The organism is Paenibacillus humicus NBRC 102415 (assembly GCF_004000905.1).
Lineage (GTDB): Bacteria > Bacillota > Bacilli > Paenibacillales > Paenibacillaceae > Paenibacillus_O > Paenibacillus_O humicus.
The window spans coordinates 182,293-203,422 of record NZ_BIMD01000003.1 but is presented as its reverse complement, the minus strand read 5'-3'; the positions used below and the strand labels follow the sequence as shown (position 1 = coordinate 203,422).

Sequence of the window (21,130 nt, the reverse complement as noted above, 5' to 3'; positions counted from 1 at the left end):
CCACGTCCATCATTTGCGAGGTCAAGGCAAGTCAGATTGAGGACCATCCTCGGGACAGCTGTCTCGGGGATGCTCCGATTTAAGGGGCGGTGAGTTTGAGATGAATATCGGAAAAGCCAAGCTGCAGAGAAACCTCTTTATCGCGGCGTTCATCATCCCGACATTTCTGTTCTTCTGCGTGTTTACGATTTATCCGCTGATCCAGGCGCTCTATAATTCTTTCTTTGACTGGTCCGGAATGTCGCAGCACAAGGATTACGTCGGGCTGCAAAATTTCAAAGACATTTTCGACGATCCCATTATGCTTACGGCGATCGGCAACGACTATTTCCTCGTCATCGGCAAAATCATCGGCATCATGGCGATCGCAACCTTCTTCGCCGTGGCGCTGACCCGCCTGCGCCTGAAGGGAACCGCCTTTTTCCGCTCCATCTTCTTCATTCCGAACGTGTTGTCGGCCGTCGTCGTCGGCATTTTGTGGAACTTCATCTACAATCCTCAAATCGGCTTTTTGAACGGCTTCCTGTCCCTGTTCACCAGCAGCAAGGTGGAGATCAACTGGCTCGGCTTCGAAAGCCACACGATCTGGATGCTGCTGCCGCCTGCCGTATGGGCGGGCATCGGGTTCTACATGATCCTGCTGATTGCCGCGATCACGAGCATTCCGGCTTCTCTGTACGAGGCTGCTGATATAGAAGGTGCCGGGCAGTGGCATCAGTTCCGGCATATTACGCTTCCCCTCATCTGGGAGCAGATGAAAATCTCCGTCATCAACATCATGATGACGACGCTCAACGGCTCCTTCGTCATCGTGACGATCATGACGGCCGGCGGTCCCGACAACTCGACCCAGGTCATGGGCTCCTACCTGTATCAGCAGGCTTTCAAGCAGGCCCATTTCGGATACGGAGCCGCGATCGGCACGGTCATCCTCATCACATCGCTCATCACGACCCTTCTCCTGCAATGGCTTCTGCGCAAGGAACAGGTGGAAGTCAGCTAACATCCGATCATATGGAAGGAGAGGGACTACATGCTGCAAAGAACCGTTCATCCGGTGTTCAAATCAATCTTTTATGCTTTCCTCGTCCTGTGGGGAATATCGGTCATCTATCCGCTGTTCTGGACCTTCACCGACTCCCTCAAGAACAACCAGCAGTTCTACTTCAACATGCCATGGTCGCTGCCGAAGTTCCCGCTGCTGTGGTCGAACTTCGAGTATGTATGGACCAATTACAACTTCGGCAAATACTTCATCAATTCCATTGCCGTCACCGCCGGGGCGACCGTGCTCGGACTCGTCCTTGCGGCCATGACCGCTTACACGCTTGCCCGCTACAAGTTTTTCGGCAGCAAGGTGCTGTATACCGTCTATATCTCCTCCATGATGGTGCCGTTTGCGCTTGCCTTGATTCCGCTGTTCTTCCTGGTGAATGATCTGGGCCTTGCCAACAACCGTTTCGGACTGATTCTCGTCTATGCGTCCAATACGCTCGCCTTCGGCATCTTCGTCCTGATCGGCTTCTTCCGGACGCTCCCCAAGGAGCTGGAGGAGGCGGGAGCCATCGACGGAGCCGGCTATTTCGGAACGTTCTTCCGCATCATGCTGCCGCTGTCGCGATCGGGCATCATCAGCGTCGGCATCATCAATGTGCTTGAAATCTGGAACGAGTATATCGTCGGCACGATTCTCGTCATCGATCCGACGAAGTACACGCTGCCGATCGGCCTCGCCGCCATGCAGGTCGAAATGCAGTACAAAACCGAATGGGGACCGTTGTTCGCGGGGCTGCTGTTCACGATCGTGCCCGTCCTGGTCGTATATATCATGGCGCAGCGCCATATCGTCTCGGGCCTTGTGGCTGGCGCGGTGAAATAAAGCTTCATTAAAGAAGGTGAAGGACGATAAGACTTTAAAGAACGGAAAGACCTTGAATCATGCCGCAGTCGGCGAAGCGCCGGGGCGGAGGGTTCAAGGTCGTTTTTTTGGCCGGTTTTCACAGCCGGTTTATATGATAGATTAATTGACATAAAAGAAAGGTGGGAGTATAATCAACTATATCGTGTAAGGTAAGTTTACATAATCAATGGGAGGGTTCCTTATGCTGGATCTGCTGATTCGCCGATTCAACCATCCCGATTTCCCTTCACCGATGGATATGGGACTGTTGAATGGAAAAATCGTTTATTTGCATCCTTCGGACGGAAGTCCGCCGGAAGCGGCCAAGACGATCATGAAGGACGCCGTCATCATCCCTCCGGCCCGGCTTCATCCCGGCATCCCAGCCACATCCTAGTTGCCCCCGACCGAAAGGTCTTCTTGCGGCCGCTTCCGCATTCCTGCGGAGCTGCCGCCTTTTTTTGCTGCCGACATCCCAGGAGACTTGAAGGGCTTGCCGACAAACTCGAAGCGAAGGGGTTCTCCTGCACTTAAAAAACCTTCCCGCCGAATGCGAAAACGCATTCGGCATGGAAGGTTCGTCAAGAGAACTCTCCGGCCTGACGAAGGTCAGATCGTAAGTTCCCCAAGCTTGATCAACTCGACAACCGCTTGCGAACGGCCTTTCACGTTCAGCTTCTGCATCACGTTCATGATATGCTTTCAATCACACACAAATAAAACCGTTGATTGATCATAGAATGTGAATGAGGAGCGTGGAGAAGACGGCTGAAATCAAAGATCGCATGGAGGCTAAGTGGAGCGAAATCGAAGCTGTAAAGGCCGAACGCGAAGGGCTGTTCCAAAACGAGGAAGAGAACCGTGACCAAATTGCCGCTCTGTACTTTGAAAAGAAAATCCTCGAGCTGCAGTACCTGCATTTAAAAAGGCAACAGCTTATGGAAGTGAAACTCGTTGAAAATCGCCCTGTTTTGGTTGAGTCAGCGGAAGGGGTGAACGAGATCAACGAGACCTGCATCGGTTTGCTCCAAAAGAGTCTCGTTCGAGAAGGGTTCAAAGATCGGCTGGTGCAAGAAGGACTTTTGCAGGAGGAAATTGCATAATGGCCACATACCAAGTCGGCGTCCGTTGGGAGAAGGAACGTACCCAGATTGAGGCCAAGAACAGCACGGACGCGAAGCGCAAGTTTTGCCGGCTGAAGGGCCGTAGCTACAACGATCCGTGGTCCGGAGGCACCGTTCTGACGGCTGAACTCATGAAATTCAGTGAACCCAACTTAATTCAAACACAACTCGGGTGAAACTCGCACCCAAACGGGACTCCATTTGCTTTCGGACATGGTATATTTGTATTGTGAGATATCGAGAGAGACACCGACGGAGCGTGAACGCTCTAACCCGACAGCCGGCCCTATGTGGTCGGCTTTTTACATTCCGGTGCAAAGCTCCTCTCGTGATCGCTGCTTCAAACGCCGATGTAGGTCTAGCATCAGGCGCAATGCTTTCTCAGGCGCTCAGAATGGCCCCAAATTCGCGTTCCAGCCCGTTCTCCCTCTCCTTGGAAGGGGTCAAACTAAGAACGCCTGTTTGGAGCCATTCTCGGGCGTCTGCTTTTTATCGGTGACAAGCGCCGCGCTCCCGCAGAACATGTGCCGGGTTCCATTCCCGGACCTATAGCGATCCGCGGTGCATCACATATATGCGTGGTGGCGGAAGAGAGACGCGACTATTGCCCTTGTGTTCAGTATGCCGCAGCTCGCGGGTATAAGTTTCGAAGCAGGTGCTAGTCCTCCCAAAAAACTAGTGGGCAATAGGGAGCTGCGATCCATGGGAGAATGGCCCATGGCCATGCAAACAAATGGCAAGCTGCTCTTAAGGAACAGCCTCTGCGGTCTGCCCCAGCGCTTTAATGGTCGAGTTCCACTCGGATGGCAATGGCACGCAGCTGTTCGGCATCGCCTGGGTTGGCCTCGGCGCAACGCCGCTTACTCCATGTAGGCGGCCAACAAAGGCTTCGGCCGCTGAGCCCAAATCAGCGGTCACTTATATGCGGGATATTGGATGCTGCGCCTTGCAGCCCCGGATCATGCCCGGGAACCCGCTCATTCGCTATCCCTATTCGCTATTACTCCGGACCTGCCTATGACCCCCACACAGCCGTGATCCCAGCGGCTAAGGTTCGGATCGGGAACGCTCGCGACCAGCGTCAATAATGGTCGAACTCTTAATTAAGCAGGAGTCACCCTTAAAACATCGAATATTGACCTCAATCAATTTCAGGGGGTCATGAAATGTCGAAAAAGAATCTTGATTTTAACGATGTCATGCTTACTACGACAACCACCGGATATTTCGGAATCACCATCGAGAAAGAAGACGGATCCAAGCTCCAGTTGAGTTTGAATAGCGCAAATGGCCCAAAGCATTTTGAGGAAAACCCTTATTACGACCAAATGTTTTTCTTGGAAGTCGAAGATACTGAAACAGAAGAAAGCCAACATATTTTGCTCTCGGTTAATGAGCTTGAAATGTTCGCCCTGCACGCTCAACGAATTGTTAGTCAGCTGAGGGGTACTCATGTGTGGCAAAACATTCCGGAATACTCGCCAAGAAGAATCATCCGTGAAAATGAAACGCCTGAAGCAAATAGTGAATCCGATACAGATGCGACCTGACAAGTCGTACTCTTACCCAAGCTGCTGAGCAGATCGGCTGCTTGGCTGAGGGTGACCGTCAATATTTTCAACTGGAATAAGAACGGGTGTTCGTCATATAATACTCTCCATGAGGTGATACATATGGGGATGAAATGGCCGGACCCAGCGCCGTCGGAAAAAGAGCTGGATATGATCGAGCAGGTCGCGATCTTGGAGATGATGCCGGCGAGGTATGAAGAGGCATATGAGCAGCTGGACGCGCGTAGAAACATCCTAAACAGGCTCTATGGCTACTGCGTCGGTGGTATGTCACTCTGGACGCGCAAGAGGCTGGTAGACACACGAAAGGAACTTGGGGTGCTCAGCATCCATGTCCAGCGTCCAAAGGCCGAGAGAGGGGTCATCATCGTGCCCTATAGGTGCAGATCAATTTCAAGCAGCCTGACGCTGGAGAAAGAGGACGTAGAGCGTAAGATCAGAGCGCTGATCGCCGAGTACGGAGATAGCCTCAAGGAGCTACTTGCCGACAAATAGGGGCCCGAATCCGGGCTCTTTTTTCTTGCCTAAATTTGCTTGCAGGCAGCATGGAGGCAGAGTGGTAGAATCAGCATATTAAACCGTTGAAGGGAGGAGGTGCAGCCGTGAAAGCACCGCAGGCAATGCTGCTCAGCAAGCGTGAAGATCCGTGGGACGATGATCGATACCTATTCGAACCAAAGATCGACGGACACCGCTTGCTCTTGACGCTCTCAAGTGGCGCTGTACGGCTGCACACCCGACATGGTAACGATGTGACCGACCGATACCCCGAACTGCACAGCGTGTCCGTCAGCGTGGATGATATCGTCCTGGACGGCGAGGTTGCTTATCTCAACCCGGTGACCGGACAGATCGAGTTCGAAACGATTATGGAGCGATTCCGACTCACTCGGCCGGAACGAATCCAGGAGAGCATGGCGCGGCTGCCGGTTCACTTCTACGTGTTCGACATCCTTCGGTTTAATGGAAAGGACGTCCGGAGCCGGCCGCTCCTAGAGCGCAAGCAGATGTTGGACCAGGTGCTGACCAACACGCCGTTCTTCAGTAAAGTGATGTCGGTCGACGGCAGAGGAACGGACCTCTTCCGTCATGTGGAGGCAATGAAGCTCGAGGGGATCGTCGGTAAGCTCAAGAGCAGCCGATACGTCGGCGAGCGCAGCAAAGACTGGATCAAGGTGATCAACTACGAGTACGCCGAGGTGGCCATCACCGGGTACCGCCGCGATGAGTTCGGCTGGCTAGTCTCTCATGAGGGCCGTCCGGTCGGAGTCGTTGAGCTGGCGGTGCCGGCAGCCCATCGCAAGGCGTTTTATCGGATCGCACAGCAGCTGGTGACCGGGGAGCGTAAGGGGATCGTTTACCTGGAGCCTAGAATTAAAGCTCGGGTGCGGTTTAGAAACTGGTACAAGTCCGGCATGCTAAGGTCGCCGGAATTTGTGAGTTTCGTCATATGAAAAAGCAAAAAGAGCCGGGATGCCCTCGGCTCTTTTACATTATTGCTTTCCCCAATTCATTTGGAATGCTCTTTCCGGAAGTTCTTTAAAAGCTTGGGGAAGGTACTCAGTGAAAAGGTAGTAAGTTCCCACGATTACTGCAATTAATACGGCCGCCTTAACAAAAACCGATTTTAGATTCTGAAGAAACATTGAGTGTCCCCCTATTTATCGAATCCGGAACTCGCACACGCCGCGCATGTAGTACATGTCGTCGATCTTTACCCGGACCGGATCAACCATCTGGATAATGCCTCCGTAGTCCAGCAGCTCGCCGTGCATCCAGACGGAGACGGGCGTTTGGCTGAGCATCGCAACAAAGAAGTGCTTGTTTTGCCTGAGTATCTTGTTTTTTGGGGCGTTCAAGTTGATCCCTCCTGATGACAACATTCGACGAAAAAAAGGTTTTTCCTTGAAATTGTCGAATGATTTTATGTAAATAATTGGAGGGGTGCTTTGAATGACCTTAATTAATGCGGTATATGTTCCAACTGGAATTGTCCTATCGGGCGACAGCAGAACCACGATTTTTAGAGAACACACACAATACGTTCTTTCAGATTCCTCAAACAAGGTGTTTGTGTTATTTAACCGATTCGGAGTTGCTACAAGTGGCGATGCTTTTGTGAACGGAAAACCTATCGAGCATTTTATCAAAGATTTTGAGTTTTTAAATACAACTGAAATTAAGAGTACTCACGATTTTGCTGAGTTAATGCTGAAATATTTTAAAGAACAAACTCCTCTTCCAAGGGTGAATCTTATTGTAGTCGGCTATGATGAAAGTGTTCCATTCGTTTATTCGGTGGTCACCCAAAATAATCACCTTGAAAAAGTAAACTCATACGACGATGGTTCCACTAGTTACGGAATGTTCAGGTCAGGAGATATAGAAATTGTTAACCGACTCACTCCTAATAATGTTGATGTTCCACACTATAATGCTTGGAACTTACAAGATGCTGTTGATTACTCACGTCATTTAGTTCGTACTACAATAGATCAATTAAGGTTTGAACCAAGGTTTCCAACGGTGGGAGGGCAAATTGATACGCTTGTAATTACACCAAAAGAAACTAAATTTTTATCAAAGAAAGAACTAGGCAGCATATAGTCTGAATCCTACCGCACCCATCATAAGGGTGCTTTTTTTATGCCCAAAAACGGAAGGAACTCGCCATGAAGAAGATCTGGAACTGGTTCCTGCGGCATGCAGGACATGCTCATGATTCGCATCCGAGGAACCGCAAGGAGCGCCGTCAAGGCATGAAATCAAATTAAGGAGAGTTGATCAAATGGCAGCTGGAGATTACGACTACGTCCGCTCTGGAAAGGTCCGTCGGTCGAATGGAACGGAAGCGAATGCGGCAGACGGCATCAATGCCGATGGCAGTCGAAACGTAAACGTCATATTACAGAATCCAGTCACTCTCGTAAATCTCAAGATGTCAGACTTGATTACAGGATCTCTAATCATTGCTTCTGGACAGTACATTGAGACAAACTGGGTTAACTCTGCAGGACGGCAAGTTTATAACGGACAATTAAGCTTTCAAAACGCAACTGCCTACAACAGCTCCGTCACCACTACAGCGGAGTATGGGGACGTTGCCGCTCTTATCGATACCGCTACTTCTACTAGCCAGTATCCTCAACTCGCGGATAAATCAGTCAAAGGCGCAAACCGTTTGAAATGGCGCGTAACCAACACGGCAGCTAACTCACTCACTATTTCTCAATGGGGGATGACAATACGATGACAGAAGCATGGATCAGAGAAAACTTTGAAACGCGTGATGAACAAGGCGGTACGGTAGTAATTCTCGAGGCAGCTACTGAGGAAAGAGGGGAACGGGGTACGACTCTCGCTTTTATGCTTGCGGTTTTCGGTGGTGTGGAGCCGGTGACATATGATGGGTTGTCTGCGACACCTTTTGCTGCTGCTGGTTGGCAAGCTGATTTCGACCAGTGGAAAGAGGACGGGAAAATATCGTGAAAAAAGGTTCAAATGGCTCGCCTTCTTGAGATTACGACGGCGCCGATAGGAGCTGATGTGATGTGCCAAATAAACTCAAGAAACCATGTGCGAAACCAAGCTGCCCAGAGTTAACCACAGAACGGTATTGCGCAGTTCACGCCAAGCAAAAGCAGCAAGCATATGACTCCAGGCGAGGGACGGCAGCCGAGCGGGGCTATGGAGCTCGCTGGCAAGCCCGGCGTTTAACGTTCCTCAAAAAGTATCCCCTCTGTCGGCATTGTGAAGGGGAAGATCAATTGAAAGGCGCTACGGTTGTCGATCATATCATTCCGCACAAAGGCGACAAGGTTCTTTTCTGGGATGAGTTGAATTGGCAGCCACTCTGCAAAAGGCATCATGACATAAAAACAGCCACCGAGGATGGAGGTTTTGGACGTTGAGAGTTGAGACCTATCAGTTGAGGGAGCTTCAGCCGAACACGTGGAATCCAAACGTAATGCACGATTCGGTGTTTCTATCATTGGTTGAGAGCATCCGCCAGCACGGCATCTTGCAGCCAATTCTGGTTCGGTCAGACGGGACTATCATTAAAGGGGAAAAACGCTGGCTCGCCGCGCAGAAAGCCGGATTAAAAGAAACGACCTGCATTGTCGTCGAATCTGGTGAAGAGGAGTCCAAGCTCCTGACGGTCAGCCTATCGACACTTCGCGGACGCACTGAAGACGAACTTCTTGCTTCTCTTGTCGCAGAGCTTTCCAACCACTATGAGCTTGACGACATCGCGGCATGTACGGGTCTGACTGCAGATACGCTCGAGCAAATGGTTGCAGGTCTACAAACGAACGTGGTACTGGATCCGCTCGTTGAAGAGGACTCGTTCGACGTCCAGGACGCGCTGGACCGGATCAAGGAGCCAGAAACGCGCCGCGGCGATAGGTGGCAGCTCGGCCGGCACGTTCTGATGTGCGGAGACACGACATCCATAGAAGACGTGCTTCGGCTCATGGACGGAAAGCAAGCAAACCTCGTCGTGACAGATCCACCCTACAACGTCGCCGTTCAGAGCGATTCCGCCAGGCTTACTGAAGATGGCCGTGGTCAAATCATGAACGATGACATGAGCGATGAGGACTTCCGAACGTTTCTGAAGGACGTCTTCGCCAACTATGGAGCCATTATGACTGCGGATGCTGCCATTTATATCTTCCATCCTTCGTCTTATCAACGCGAATTCGAAGATGCCATGAATTTGGCCGGCATCGTGACGCGCTCTCAATGTGTCTGGGTAAAAAACGCAGCCACCTTTGGATGGGCGCAATATCGGTACCAGCATGAGCCGGTCTTTTATGCTCACCGGAAGAACAAGGCGCCGGCGTGGTATGGCGATCGCAAACAGTCCACCGTCTGGAAGGCTGGGCTGCCGGTTGAATCTCCGGAACCGGTCAGTGTTTGGGAAGTGTCCCGCGGGGATGTCACCAAGTACGTCCACCCAACCCAAAAGCCGCTCGAGCTGTTGGCCATCCCAGTCAAGAACAGCAGCCGACAAGATGACGTCGTTGTCGATCTCTTTGGCGGCTCCGGCTCCACGCTGATGACCTGTGAGCAGTTGGAGCGTTCCTGTTACACGATGGAGTTGGACCCGATCTTCTGTGATGTCATCAAGCTGCGCTTCCAGGAATCGACTGGTATCGAACCAGTTTTGCTATCCAGCAATCTTTTAGAGGCATAGAAAAAGGAGGCGCGTGAACGCCCCCTTCTCTCTGCCCGGGTCACCCCGGTTGAGATAGTGGATACTCCGTGGCCACGGTTTTGACAAGCCACTATCTCGGAATCCATTTTACGGGAAACCGGGGTGAGCCACAATCAAAAGTTCTGATGATGTTTTCGTAGAGCTGGAGAAGAGCAAAAGCAAGTACCGATCGATTGTCCAAGCCGGTATAGCGAAGTGGGTGAAAGACTTTCAGGAAGGGAAGATCAAGATCACGACGGTCGACGATCTCCGAAAACTCGTGGAGATGGATCTACACATCCTGAAGGATGATTACGTCATGAGCAAGAACGCTCCATTCAAGAAACAGGGAGCGCGCAAGAAAGAAAGCATCTGAGCGAGAGAAGTCCATGTTTCATGGGCTTTCTGAGGACGCGATGAAGTTGTGTAATATTCATTCAAATCCTTAAACTGGTCTTGGGTCCTTCTTCCTCGTACTTACTAGATACGTGCTTCTTTTAAGAGCGCAGCGAGGCGCGAGCGAAGCGTCAGGCGCCTAACTAACTTAGGTCTCGGCACTACAAGCCGAACACCGCAGGGCAGTTGAAGGGGAATGCACAACTGCCGATCCAACTGAATACGAGCTCTACAGGTCACTCTCATTGCGGAGTGGCCTTTTCTGTTATTCACATTTTTATCCACATGGAGGGAGAACCACATATGAAGGCGACCGAAATCAAGAAAGGCCACACGTATGCGAACAAGCCGGAGAACAAGAAAGGCAAGCCCAGTGCCTGGTATCAGGAACGTGAGGTCATCGACGAGGGAGAACACTGCAAGCCGCTGTCTAATGGCAAGGTGAAGGACTGCATCAGGTACCGCGTGACGGCTGCTACTAGCCAAGGTTCCATCGGCCATGAAGCGAACATCACGCGCGCCGCCTTCGCTGCTTGGGCTGTGAACGAGGTGCGCAAATGAATCCCGATGAATGCCTTGGATTATGTCGATTGTCGACTCGTGTCGAAAAAATAGGGGTAGGGGGGTCAAATTTGCGGCCTCCCACCCCTATAGACCGCGCGTCCAGTTTCGTATAACCGCAGGCAGGTTTTTTCTAGGGGGGTATTTCCCGGGAAGGAGGAACGCATGGGGAGCCGTGGACCAAGACCAAAACCGACTGAACTCAAGGTACTCGAGGGCACATACCGCAACGACCGGGCACCTGTGAACGAGCCGAAACCGAGCGCTCCGAACCAGCTGCCGAAGGCGCCGCCGTACTTCAACGCCACCGCGCGGAAGGAATGGAACCGCATTGGACCGGAGCTCATGAGGCTGGGTCTGCTCACCATCGCGGACATGACCCTGTTCGAGGCTTATTGCCTTTCGTACAGCCGGCATGCCGAGGCAACCAAGTCTCTCAAGAAGGCCGGGACCATGTTTCATGAGTACACGAACAAAGCTGGCGCGACGAACTTCGTTCAGCGGCCAGAGATCGCCGTGATCCAGAAGGAAGCTGCTGTCATCAAGATGCTCTGCGCAGAATTCGGGCTGTCGCCGGCCGCCCGGGCCCGCATGGAGGCGCCGACCATTTTGCCTACCGGGGGCGCGCCGCCTGCTGGTAATCCTGATTCGTTCAGCGGGTATCTGAATGGCCCAAGAAAACGCGACCTGCCCCGTCCTTGAGTATGCTCAGAAGGTTCTGAGCGGTGAGATTATCGCCGGCGAGCTCGTTAAGTTGGCATGCCAACGACACCTGGACAACCTTCGGGATTCTGAGCTGCACGTCACGACCTTCGAGTATTACTTCGACGACTTGGCAGCGGCGCATGCCATTGATTTCTACCGCTATCTGAAGCATTCCAAGGGGAAATGGGCGCGACAATCTTTCCGGTTGGAGCTCTGGCAGAAGTTCATCGTCGGCAGCCTGTTCGGCTGGCTTGAGCGGGCCACACAGCTCCGGCGCTTCCGTGTTGCCTACGACGAGATTGCCCGGAAAAATGGGAAGAGCACACTGGCGGCCGGCGTGGGCAACTACCTTACGATCGCGGACGGCGAGTATGGCGCGGAGGTTTATTCCGCGGCGACCAAGCTTGACCAGGCCAAGCTGACCTTCGACGAGGCGTCCCGGATGGTCAAAGCCTCCCCGGATCTCCTGCAGCATGTCAGGGTTTACCGCAAGAACATGAGCGTGACGGAGACGGGAGCCAAGTTTGAGCCTCTGGGCGCCGATTCCAACTCTTTGGATGGTCTTAACGTCCACGGGGCTGTCATCGACGAATACCATGCTCACAAATCATCCGCACTCTATGACGTCATCGAGTCCGGTACCTCGGCGCGGGAGCAGCCATTGATCTTCGTCATCACGACGGCCGGCTTCAACATCCTGGGGCCGTGCCACCAGCTCCGCGAATATGCTGTGAAGGTCTTGAAGGGCATCCAGTCCGACGAGACCTTTTTTGCGTACATTGCCGCAATCGACGAGGATGACGATCCATTCGACGAAAGCTGCTGGCCGAAGGCGAACCCGAACCTCGGAGTCTCCAAGGGTATGGATTACATGCGACGGCAGGCGAACAAAGCGAAGCAGCTCGCCTCAGCATACGTCAACTTCCTGATAAAGGACTTGAATCGTTGGGTCAATGCTGTGGTCAAATGGATGCCTCTGCAGCGGTGGGATGCGGCGGCAGGCGTCATCGACAAGGAAAGGCTGCTTGGTCGGAAATGCATCGGTGGGCTCGACCTTTCGACCAAGACGGATATCTCAGCCTTCGCGCTGCTGTTTCCACCAGAAGAGGAGAGCGGCGTCTATGAGGTGCTTCTCTTCTTCTGGATGCCGGAAGAGACGGACTTTAAGGAGAGGGAAGAGCGCGACGGCGTGCCGTATCGCAAGTGGATCAAAGATGGCCTGATCATGACGACGCCTGGCAATATCATTGACTACCGTTTTATTAAAAAAACGGTGCTCGATCTGGCAAAACTCTATGACGTCCAAGAGATAGCCTTCGACCCATGGAACGCAACTCAGATCGCGCTGGAATTGGCCGATGAAGGACTCGAGATGATAGAGCTATCCCAGAACCTGCGGAACCTCTCGGCGGCGACGAAAGAGCTCGAAGCACTCGTTATTGCCAAGCGCTTCATCCACGGCGGCAACGAGGTGCTCCGCTGGATGGCCGACAACGTCGTCATCCGCATGGACGCGAACGAGAACATCGCCCCGGACAAGAAGAAATCCTCGAACCGGATCGACGGCATCGCAGCCATCATCGACGCATTGGCCCGCGCGCTTGTCTTCCGGGAGAAACGCAAATCAGCTTACGAGAAGAGGGGGCTGCGGAAGCTATGAAAATTACAATCGAAAATCTCCGGGAAGTCTGCCTTGTGGCGGGCTTTTTACTTCTCGGGTACGGGTTGTGGCTGATCTACCAGCCGGCCTGCTATATGGTCTGCGGCATCCTCTTGCTCTGGCTCGGGCTTCCACCGCGCCGGAAGCCCCCAGGAGCCGCGCAGGGCGTTCCTCCTAATGAGAGCCCCCGCACATAACCCCGCAAGCCTGTAAAGGCTACAGCGGAGAAAGGAGGAGCAAATGGGCGTTCTTTCAAGACTGATCTCCGCCAAATCTGAAGCATACACCATGGACGACTTTCATCGCCAGGTCGTGGAACGGGCCCGGGGCGGACAAGTACACTCCGGCGTCAAGGTAAACGAGGAAAGCGCGATGCGCTTCATCACCGTGTACAGCTGCGTGCGGGTGCTCGCAGAAACGATGGGCACCCTTCCGCTGGGCGTGTACAAAAAGCGGCCCGGGGGTGGAGCGGATCAGGCTTCGGATCATCCTGTCCACGAGCTGCTTTACTCGCTTCCAAACGACGAGATGACAACGGTCACCTGGCGGGAACAGCAGCTCGGCAGCCAGGCGTTGGCCGGGAACTGCTATTCTGTCATCACCCTCGACGGGCGGGGGCGGCCGGCGGACCTGTATCCGATCCCATGGACCATGGTTGAGCCGTTCCGAGATTTGTCCGACGGCAAGATCAAATACCGGATTACGGACCGAGGGAAGCAAGAAGTCTACCCGGCTTCAGCCATCTTCCATGTTCCAGGGCTTGGCTTCGACGGCATCATGGGATACAGCCCCATCCGTATGGCAGCAGAATCCATCGGGGTCGGTCTGTCGGCTGCCGAGTTTGCCGCGCGCTTCTATGGGCAGGGCATGAACATTGGCGGCGTAATCGAGGTGCAGGAGGAGCTCTCCGAAGCCGCATACAACCGGCTCCGGGATGACCTGGAGGCGCGCGGATCCGGACTCGCCAATTCGTGGCGACCTTTGTTGCTCGAGGAAGGATCGAAATTTTCCCGGATTCCGATGTCCTTCAACGATGCGCAATTCATCGAGAATCGGAAATTCACCCGCGACGAGATCTGCGGGTTATTCCGCGTGCCGCCGCACATGATCGCGAACCTCGAGCGCTCGACAAACAACAACATCGAGCACCAGGCCATTGAATTCGTGCAGTATTCTCTCATGCCGTACCTGGTTTCGTGGGAAAAAACGATCAACTGGAAGCTGTTCACGCCGGCGGAGCGCCGGGAGGGATACTACGCAAAATTCAACGTCTCGGGCTTGCTTCGCGGCGACTACAAGTCCAGGCAGGAAGGCCTTGCTCAGATGCGGCAAAATGGCGTCATCAACGCCAATAAGTGGCTGGAGATCGAAGACATGAACCCGATCGACGGTCCGGAGGGCGAGGCGTACCTGGTCAATGGCAACATGATTTCGCCGACCACAGCAGCGAGCCAGACAAAATCAAACTCTAGTGGAGGAGGTGAAATGAAAAAGTGAAACGGTTCTGGAATTTCAAAGCTTCTGCCGACGGGAACAATGTTGAGCTGCGCATCGAGGGCGAGATCGTCAGTGATGACGATGCTTGGATTTACGAATGGTTCGGCATACCCGTCGCCAATCCGAGCGCCTTCAAAGAGGAGCTCTCCGCATACAAAGGCAAAGACATCACGGTTTGGATAGACAGCTGGGGCGGCGACGTCTTCGCCGCAGCAGGGATGTACAACGCCTTGAAGGAGCACAAGGGGAAAGTCGTGGTCAAGATCGACGGCAAGGCGGCATCCGCGGGTTCTGTGATCGCCATGGCAGGCGACGAAGTCTACATGTCCCCGGTGAGCATTCTGATGATCCATAACCCTTGGAGCGGCACGCGCGGGGAAGCCAAGGACATGCGCCATATGGCCGACGTCTTGGATGAGGTCAAGCAAACTCTCGTCAATGCGTACCAGATGAAAACGGGTCTGAGCGCAAACAAGATTTCGAGGCTGATGGATGAAGAAACCTGGATGAGCGCGAAGAAAGCAGTAGCCCAGGGATTCGCCAACGGCATCCTCTATACCGATGAAGCGGCGCCTGTTGATGCGGATCCGGCAGTCCAAGATTCGTTCATGTTTAGCAGACTGGCCATTCAGAACAGTGTCAGCCAGGCCATGGATCGCTTTGCCGAACAATACAATCGGATCAAGCCTCCAAAGCAAGAGCCGCCCGCCCCTGAAGCCAACAAGACAACCGAATCCACCACACCTGAGCGGGCGCCAAGCGCACCGCTTTCTTTGTTTGAAAAACAACTCGCTTTGAAAGGGAGAGTGCTCACTCGATGAAAAACCAGTCCAAATTCCGTTTCCCCCTGAATCTTCAGACGTTCGCCGAAGGTGCGGTCGAATCGCTTGCGGAGCTGCTGCAGGCTCGCGCTTCTGTCCATGACCAACAGCAAGCCATCGTGAACAAAGCTAAAACCGAGGGCCGGAACCTCACGGACGAAGAAGAGGCTGAGTACGATCGGCTGGATGCTTCGTTCGACGACTACTCCACGAAAATCGAAGCAGCTCAGAAGCAAGAGGGGCGCGAGAACAAGATGGCTGCTCGTTCCGCAGTGCTGAACCAGACGTCCGGCCAACCTTTCCGACCTGCGGCGGTGGCCGGCGCCCCGGTACAGGCGAAACGCCTCGACAACGGCGGCTTCCAAAACCTCGGCGAAATCATCCATGCAGTTCGTTTTGGAGATTCGACGGGCCGTCTGCAGAACTTGCCGGTAGGCCAGGGCGAGGGCGGCGGCTATGGGGTTCCGGAAGCGTTCCGCGACCAGATCATGCCAAAGTTCCAGAACCAGTGGTCGATGGGCGTCGATTCGGAAGGCGGCTACGCAGTGCCGGATCAATTCATTCCGGACGTGCTGCAGATCGGTGCTTCGCCGTCCGTGGTCCGTCCTCGAGCCACTGTCATCCCTGCAGGAGATCCGCCTGACTCCAAGGTCACGATGCCGGCTCTGAACCAAGGCACCAACGGCGTATACGGCGGCGTACAGGTCCAATGGATCGCCGAAGGGGCCGACAAGCCGGACACGAATGCATCCCTGGCGGAAGTCTCCCTGCAGCCGAACGAGGTGGCGGCCACGACGATTGTCACTGACAAGTTGCTGCGGAACTGGAAGGCTGCAGACTCCTTCATCCGCGGCCTTCTCACGAAAGCCATGACGGCTGCTGAGGACATCGCCTTCTTGACCGGCAATGGCACGGGCAAGCCGACCGGCGTTCTGGGCGCTGCGGGTGGTCTGGTCGTCAAACGCGCGACGGCAAACAAGATCCAGTTCATCGACATCCTGCAGATGCTGGCATCGCTGCTGCCGGAGTCGACGTCCAACTCCGTCTTCGTGGCTAACCAATCGGCAATGGTGATGATCGCATCCCTGAAGGATGATGCCGGAAACAGCATCTTCATCCGCGGCGACGCCACGCGCGGCCTGCCTTCCACCCTTTTCGGCATCCCAATCGTATTCACGGGCAAGACGCCGGCTCTCGGCGCCAAGGGCGACCTGATGCTCGTCGATCTCTCCTACTACCTGATCAAAGACGGCAGCGGCCCGTTCATCGCGGCATCCGAGCACGTCCTGTTCAAACAGAACAAGACGGTCATTAAGGTGTTCTGGAACGTCGACGGCAAGCCGTGGGTCGTTGCGCCTCTGACGCTTGAAAACGGCGTCACGAAGGTCAGCCCTTACGTCATCCTGGACATTCCGGCCGTCTAGTAGCAGATTTCTGAAGGCCGGGCCATCCCCGGCCTTTTCTACTTTGAAAGGAGAGGGATTTCATGAAACAGTTCATCGTCAAAAACCAATTCGAAGACGTGACATCCGGCGAGCTCGTGGCAGTAGGTTCGATCATCGAGGCGGATGCAGAACGGGAGATCCTGCTGCGCGCAGCTGATGTAATCGGGAAGGAAGTCCAACCTGTAGCAAAGGAGCCGGAAAAAAAGGAAGCCGATTCGAAGGAGGCTGAAGCCGCTGAGAAGGTCGGCGATGAAGCTGGCGCTGACGACGAAACGGCGCAGGACAAATCCGCTGCAAAGCGGGTGAAAGCTTCCAAGGATGAAAAGTGAGGCGGTGATAGGGGATGCTTTCTACCCTTTCTAAGACCAAGCAGCAACTCCTCATCCTGCAAGAGGATGCGAGCACAGATGACCAAGTCCTGATGTGCCTGCAGGCAGCATCTGAGGCGATTGAGCAGTATTGCCGGCGTTCGTTCGAGCTGAAAGAGCGGACCGAACTCTGCAGCGGCCTCGGTTCAACCATGCTTCCTCTACGTGCCTATCCGGTAACCTCGATTCTGTCCGTGGGGGATTCGTCATATCCAATCACGGATTATATCCAATTCGACGAAGGAATGCTCTACCGTGAGCAACGCTGGCCCTGCGGCTCTTTTAACATCCGAGTGCATTATGTCGGGGGGTATGTGCTGCCGAGCGACGAGGACGGGGCGCCAGTATCGAACCTGCCCATATCTGTTGAGTACGCCTGCCTGCTGCTCTGCAAGCAGCTTTATTCGGGCGAATGGGGGAAGGTATCAGAGCGGATCGGCGATTACTCTGTAACCTACGAAAAGGGTTTAGATGGCGAATCTCCAAATCTGCCGCGGGCGGTACGCGCCTTGCTACGCTCTCATGTCAGGCGGTGGCGGTGATGGGCCCGGGAATGCTCGTACAGCGCTGTACAGTCTGGCGCTCGTTGCCACAGAAGGACGAGTACAACACTCCCCTCAATGGGGAGGACGATTATCAGGCAGTCAACTCCTATCCTTGCCGCCTGTCACGAAAAAAAATTCAGGCGACTCGAGGGGAACCCGAAACGGCCATTACCGAAGTGTACATGCTCTACATGCCTGCAGCCGCAAACATACAGGCCGGCGACTTGGTCAAGGTCAACGGCGCTGGGGAGTACCGGGCGGGCGAGCCGTATCGGCCCAACAATCACCATACGGAGGTTCAGGTGGAGCGGGAGGGTTCGGCATGAGTTTCAAAATCGAAGGTCTCGACCAACTTTCCAAGGCACTGGGGCATGCGGCTCGAGACAAGAAGCGTTACAACCAGTTGCGCTATGATGTCGGGAAGAAACATCTGCAGAATTGTGCGGCCGAGGTGCCGGTCAGCTCTGGGCGCCTCCGAGCATCATTTAAGCGGGAGCTCTACAAGGGACAAAAGGAATGGATTCTCTTCGTCGATCCCGGCGAGACGATCGAGGTCGGTACCAAGGTCTGGTACGCTCGCATGGTTGAAGATGGCCACAAGCTGGTTAAGGTGACGCGCAAGAAGATGAAGAACGGCCGAATTCGGAGAACCAAGAAGAATCTCGGCTTTGTCCCCGGTACTCATTTCTTCAAGAGGGCGCTGGAGAAGACGAACCGGGACATACCTGAAATGGTCGATGGATTCATCCGGGAGATCGGGAAGGAGGCGGGCTTCGATGTTTCGTAGCAGCCTGGACGCCATACGGCGCCTCCTGAAGGACACGATTCCCGAGGTCACGACCACATACGTCAACACGGTTCCGGACGGCTTTAAACAGCCGTCTTTTTTCGTGCAATTGGCGACCCATTCAGGGGAGTTCTTGAACCTCAATTACCGGCAGCGGCGAATGAGCTGGCAGATCGTCTACTTCCCCAAGCTCGCCCGCGGGCAAGAACCGGACGTATTCGATAAAATCGACGTTTCAGACCGCCTTATGACGGTATTGCAGGAATCGCCTGTATTGAAAGCCCCTGACGGTGCTGTCTACACAATCGCAAGCATCGACGGCGGGCCAAGGGACGAAGAAGTCTATATCACCGTTGTCCTGGAGGGTCAGACCAACCGGCAGCTGCCGGAGTACGACACCATGCAAGAGGTCCACTTGGACCAAAAAGGAGGATGACCAATGGCACTCGGTTTGCCTAATGTAAATATCGTGTTCAAATCCATTGCCACCGCCGCGATCCAGCAGGGCGGCGCGGGCGTGCTGGCGATTGTGCTCAAGGACACGTCCGTCTCGACCGGCGTCGTTGAGTACAAGCTGCGCCCAGGAGATGAAATTCCGGCTGGATTGACGGTGGTCAACAAAAACCATATCGCTCTGGCAATGATCGGCACGCCTGCAATGGTGAAGGTCGTCGTAATACCATCGTCCGCGTCCGACTACGCGGCGGCGTACAACTACCTGGAAACCATCCCTTGGAACGTCGGAACTGTCCCCGGGATCGCCGCTGGAGATGTGTCCGCAGCGGCCACATGGGCCAAGGGCATGTTCGACGCCAAGGATCGGAAGATCATGTTCGTACTGCCGAACCATGCCGGTGACCACCCGGCTATCGTGAATTTTGCTACCGACAACATCTATGTTGGTGCCACCAGCTACACGACGACCAATTTCCTGGCCCGGATTGCCGGCCTGCTCGCCGGCCTATCGCTCACCGTGGCCCCAACTTATCAGGTGCTGCCAGATGTGACGGATGTGCCGAAGCTTACGAAAACCGAGGCCAACACAGCCATTGCCGCCGGCAAGCTGGTCCTGATCAATGACGGTGAAAAGGTCAAGATTGCTCGAGGAGTAACGTCCCTTACGACGCTGGCCGATCCGTTTGGTGCCGAATGGCAAAAAATCAAACTGGTCCGGGTGTTCAACAAGATCTATACGGACATCAAGCAGACGATCGAGGACAACTATATCGGCAAGGTCTCCAACTCGTACACCAATAAGCTCCTGCTGCTAAATGCGGTGAATGCTTACTACGAGGAAATGGAGTTGCAGGGTATTTTGGATCCGGGGCTGAGCCGGGCAGACATCAACATAGCTGCTCAACGGGTATTCCTTAAGACGATCCTCGGTGCCGATGCAGTTGCTGCGATGAATGATCAGCAAGTCAAAGAAGCCAATACCAGGGACAAAGTGTTCATCGGCGGCCCGCTGCGAGCACTCGACGCCATTGAGGACTTCGATATGCAAATTTACCTCTAGGAGGGAATGAACCATGCCAGCAGGCTTTAATGGCGAAAGGATTATCAGCGGTACGGGTGGCGAGCTCTGGATCGATGGCGACTATGTCGCTGAGGTCAAAGGATTCCAAGCCAAGCTTGAGTTCAACAAAGAGGATGTGCAGTTGGCGGGGAATATGGGCGTCGATTCGAAATTCATGGGCTATAAAGGGAATGGCAGTGTCAGGCTGCACAAGGTTAACTCGCGGATGATTAAGAAGTACAGTGCCGCCATCCAAAAAGGCATTCTGCCTAGAGCGACCATCCTGAGCTCGTTGAATGATCCAGCAGCATTCGGGGCCGAAAGGGTTACTGTATCGGATGCCAGCTTCAACGACCTCACTCTTGCTGACTGGGAAGCCGGCGTCAAAGGCGAAACGGAAGCGCCATTCACATTCACAAAATGGGAAACCAATGATCTTATTACGGGTGGAGGAATTTAAATGTCTACACTCGATTTGCTGCTGAAAATCGATCAATCCAAGATGGTCAGACCAACCAAAAAGGTCGAAATTCCACGACTATCCAAAGAGGCTGGTGACAAAGTTATTTTCACTCTCCAAGCTCTCACACATGACGAGCAGGAAGAAATTTCCGATATCTCAGCCGGTGACGGCGAAATCGATCAAGGGGCACTGCGCGCGCATACGATCATCAAAGGGCTTGTTGACCCCTCTCTTAAATCGACTGAACTTCTGAAACATTTTGGAGCGGCCACGCCGAAGGATCTGCTGCTCAAAACAAACTTTCTCCTGACTGGAGAAGTTGCAATTCTGTATAACGAAATTTCGGAGTTGTCCGGTTTCAGTGCTGACGCTGTAACTGAATTAAAAAACGAATAAGGTCGGATGGTCTAACCGAGATGCTTTACTATTACTGGTCCCGGCGCGGCATCCGACCGAGCGAAATTTATAACATGCCGCCCGGTGAGCAATTGCTCATCCGGGCTTTCTATCAATATGAGCAAGAAGAACGGGCCCGCTTACAAAAGGCTGGAGCATGGCCGACGCTCCCAGT

General features: G+C 53.8%; 29 protein-coding genes and 1 pseudogene. 28 read left to right on the top strand and 2 right to left on the bottom strand.

Going from position 1 to position 21,130, the window contains the following annotated elements:
• The first annotated feature begins 100 nt into the window (after positions 1-100).
• From PHU01S_RS03980 to PHU01S_RS03970, 3 genes are all read left to right on the top strand, one after another.
• On the top strand, positions 101-1,003 hold the full coding sequence (locus PHU01S_RS03980) for a carbohydrate ABC transporter permease (RefSeq protein ID WP_048744186.1): 903 nt from the start codon (positions 101-103) through the stop codon (positions 1,001-1,003).
• A 30-nt stretch (positions 1,004-1,033) separates the two neighbouring features.
• A complete protein-coding gene (locus PHU01S_RS03975) occupies positions 1,034-1,879 on the top strand; it encodes a carbohydrate ABC transporter permease (protein ID WP_048744188.1) in 846 nt (281 codons plus the stop codon).
• A 223-nt stretch (positions 1,880-2,102) separates the two neighbouring features.
• Positions 2,103-2,297, top strand: a complete 195-nt coding sequence (locus tag PHU01S_RS03970; protein ID WP_021877576.1) for a hypothetical protein — start codon at positions 2,103-2,105, stop codon at positions 2,295-2,297.
• Between the two features lie 212 nt (positions 2,298-2,509).
• Here PHU01S_RS03970 and PHU01S_RS03965 read toward each other — a convergent pair.
• A pseudogene (locus PHU01S_RS03965) lies at positions 2,510-2,599 on the bottom strand (helix-turn-helix domain-containing protein); the annotation flags it as partial.
• A gap of 47 nt (positions 2,600-2,646) precedes the next feature.
• Between PHU01S_RS03965 and PHU01S_RS03960 the strand changes: the two are divergent.
• From PHU01S_RS03960 to PHU01S_RS03940, 5 genes are all read left to right on the top strand, one after another.
• On the top strand, positions 2,647-3,003 hold the full coding sequence (locus PHU01S_RS03960) for a hypothetical protein (protein WP_218032409.1): 357 nt from the start codon (positions 2,647-2,649) through the stop codon (positions 3,001-3,003).
• Positions 3,003-3,200, top strand: a complete 198-nt coding sequence (locus PHU01S_RS03955) for a hypothetical protein (RefSeq protein ID WP_127506279.1) — start codon at positions 3,003-3,005, stop codon at positions 3,198-3,200. Before PHU01S_RS03960 ends, PHU01S_RS03955 begins: the two co-directional genes overlap by 1 nt.
• Positions 3,201-4,190: 990 nt before the next feature.
• Positions 4,191-4,574, top strand: a complete 384-nt coding sequence (locus PHU01S_RS03950) for a hypothetical protein (protein WP_164762972.1) — start codon at positions 4,191-4,193, stop codon at positions 4,572-4,574.
• A 123-nt stretch (positions 4,575-4,697) separates the two neighbouring features.
• Positions 4,698-5,090: a YhjD family protein gene (locus tag PHU01S_RS03945; protein WP_127506275.1), complete on the top strand. Its 393-nt coding sequence runs from the start codon at positions 4,698-4,700 to the stop codon at positions 5,088-5,090.
• 107 nt (positions 5,091-5,197) lie between these two features.
• On the top strand, positions 5,198-6,049 hold the full coding sequence (locus PHU01S_RS03940) for an ATP-dependent DNA ligase (RefSeq protein WP_246029139.1): 852 nt from the start codon (positions 5,198-5,200) through the stop codon (positions 6,047-6,049).
• 207 nt (positions 6,050-6,256) lie between these two features.
• Here PHU01S_RS03940 and PHU01S_RS03935 read toward each other — a convergent pair whose 3' ends face one another.
• Positions 6,257-6,454: a hypothetical protein gene (locus tag PHU01S_RS03935; RefSeq protein ID WP_048744192.1), complete on the bottom strand. Its 198-nt coding sequence runs from the start codon at positions 6,452-6,454 to the stop codon at positions 6,257-6,259.
• 94 nt (positions 6,455-6,548) lie between these two features.
• Here PHU01S_RS03935 and PHU01S_RS03930 point away from each other — a divergent pair, with 94 nt between their 5' ends.
• The 20 genes from PHU01S_RS03930 to PHU01S_RS03835 all read left to right on the top strand — a co-directional run bounded on the left by PHU01S_RS03930 (position 6,549) and on the right by PHU01S_RS03835 (position 20,955).
• Positions 6,549-7,202: an Ntn hydrolase family protein gene (locus PHU01S_RS03930; RefSeq protein WP_127506273.1), complete on the top strand. Its 654-nt coding sequence runs from the start codon at positions 6,549-6,551 to the stop codon at positions 7,200-7,202.
• Positions 7,203-7,383: 181 nt separating this feature from the next.
• The gene (locus PHU01S_RS03925; protein WP_127506271.1) at positions 7,384-7,848 is read left to right on the top strand and encodes a hypothetical protein; all 465 of its coding nucleotides are present in this window, start codon (positions 7,384-7,386) and stop codon (positions 7,846-7,848) included.
• On the top strand, positions 7,845-8,084 hold the full coding sequence (locus tag PHU01S_RS03920) for a hypothetical protein (protein WP_127506269.1): 240 nt from the start codon (positions 7,845-7,847) through the stop codon (positions 8,082-8,084). Before PHU01S_RS03925 ends, PHU01S_RS03920 begins: the two co-directional genes overlap by 4 nt.
• 62 nt (positions 8,085-8,146) lie before the next feature.
• Positions 8,147-8,506 carry an HNH endonuclease signature motif containing protein gene (locus PHU01S_RS03915; RefSeq protein ID WP_127506267.1) on the top strand — a complete coding sequence of 120 codons (360 nt, stop codon included), beginning with the start codon at positions 8,147-8,149 and terminating at the stop codon, positions 8,504-8,506.
• The gene (locus PHU01S_RS03910; RefSeq protein ID WP_127506265.1) at positions 8,503-9,795 is read left to right on the top strand and encodes a DNA modification methylase; all 1,293 of its coding nucleotides are present in this window, start codon (positions 8,503-8,505) and stop codon (positions 9,793-9,795) included. Before PHU01S_RS03915 ends, PHU01S_RS03910 begins: the two co-directional genes overlap by 4 nt.
• Before the next feature lie 220 nt (positions 9,796-10,015).
• Positions 10,016-10,171 (top strand): hypothetical protein, encoded by a 156-nt coding sequence (locus PHU01S_RS26570; RefSeq protein ID WP_246029138.1) that lies wholly within the window; start codon positions 10,016-10,018, stop codon positions 10,169-10,171.
• Positions 10,172-10,476: 305 nt separating this feature from the next.
• Entirely contained in the window at positions 10,477-10,752 is a 276-nt protein-coding gene (locus tag PHU01S_RS03900; protein ID WP_127506261.1) for a hypothetical protein, read from the top strand.
• Between the two features lie 165 nt (positions 10,753-10,917).
• A complete protein-coding gene (locus tag PHU01S_RS03895) occupies positions 10,918-11,454 on the top strand; it encodes a phage terminase small subunit P27 family (protein WP_127506259.1) in 537 nt (178 codons plus the stop codon).
• A complete protein-coding gene (locus PHU01S_RS03890) occupies positions 11,420-13,117 on the top strand; it encodes a terminase large subunit (protein ID WP_127506257.1) in 1,698 nt (565 codons plus the stop codon). Before PHU01S_RS03895 ends, PHU01S_RS03890 begins: the two co-directional genes overlap by 35 nt.
• Before the next feature lie 240 nt (positions 13,118-13,357).
• Positions 13,358-14,614, top strand: a complete 1,257-nt coding sequence (locus tag PHU01S_RS03880; protein WP_127506253.1) for a phage portal protein — start codon at positions 13,358-13,360, stop codon at positions 14,612-14,614.
• Positions 14,611-15,435 (top strand): head maturation protease, ClpP-related, encoded by an 825-nt coding sequence (locus tag PHU01S_RS03875; protein ID WP_127506251.1) that lies wholly within the window; start codon positions 14,611-14,613, stop codon positions 15,433-15,435. The genes PHU01S_RS03880 and PHU01S_RS03875 overlap by 4 nt, the downstream gene beginning before the upstream one ends.
• On the top strand, positions 15,432-16,859 hold the full coding sequence (locus PHU01S_RS03870) for a phage major capsid protein (protein ID WP_127506249.1): 1,428 nt from the start codon (positions 15,432-15,434) through the stop codon (positions 16,857-16,859). Before PHU01S_RS03875 ends, PHU01S_RS03870 begins: the two co-directional genes overlap by 4 nt.
• 62 nt (positions 16,860-16,921) lie before the next feature.
• Positions 16,922-17,209: a hypothetical protein gene (locus tag PHU01S_RS03865; protein ID WP_127506247.1), complete on the top strand. Its 288-nt coding sequence runs from the start codon at positions 16,922-16,924 to the stop codon at positions 17,207-17,209.
• Between the two features lie 14 nt (positions 17,210-17,223).
• Complete coding sequence (locus tag PHU01S_RS25600) at positions 17,224-17,790, top strand: head-tail connector protein (RefSeq protein WP_164762970.1); 567 nt, start codon at positions 17,224-17,226, stop codon at positions 17,788-17,790.
• Positions 17,790-18,119, top strand: a complete 330-nt coding sequence (locus PHU01S_RS03860; protein WP_164762969.1) for a DUF3599 family protein — start codon at positions 17,790-17,792, stop codon at positions 18,117-18,119. Before PHU01S_RS25600 ends, PHU01S_RS03860 begins: the two co-directional genes overlap by 1 nt.
• On the top strand, positions 18,116-18,580 hold the full coding sequence (locus tag PHU01S_RS03855; RefSeq protein ID WP_127506243.1) for an HK97 gp10 family phage protein: 465 nt from the start codon (positions 18,116-18,118) through the stop codon (positions 18,578-18,580). The genes PHU01S_RS03860 and PHU01S_RS03855 overlap by 4 nt, the downstream gene beginning before the upstream one ends.
• Positions 18,570-19,016 (top strand): phage tail terminator family protein, encoded by a 447-nt coding sequence (locus PHU01S_RS03850; protein ID WP_127506241.1) that lies wholly within the window; start codon positions 18,570-18,572, stop codon positions 19,014-19,016. The genes PHU01S_RS03855 and PHU01S_RS03850 overlap by 11 nt, the downstream gene beginning before the upstream one ends.
• Before the next feature lie 3 nt (positions 19,017-19,019).
• Positions 19,020-20,096, top strand: coding sequence for a phage tail sheath subtilisin-like domain-containing protein (locus PHU01S_RS03845; protein ID WP_127506239.1), 1,077 nt, complete (start codon positions 19,020-19,022; stop codon positions 20,094-20,096).
• A gap of 13 nt (positions 20,097-20,109) precedes the next feature.
• The gene (locus PHU01S_RS03840; protein ID WP_127506237.1) at positions 20,110-20,556 is read left to right on the top strand and encodes a phage tail tube protein; all 447 of its coding nucleotides are present in this window, start codon (positions 20,110-20,112) and stop codon (positions 20,554-20,556) included.
• Entirely contained in the window at positions 20,557-20,955 is a 399-nt protein-coding gene (locus PHU01S_RS03835; RefSeq protein ID WP_127506235.1) for a phage tail assembly chaperone, read from the top strand. It begins immediately after the preceding gene.
• Positions 20,956-21,130 lie beyond the last annotated feature (175 nt).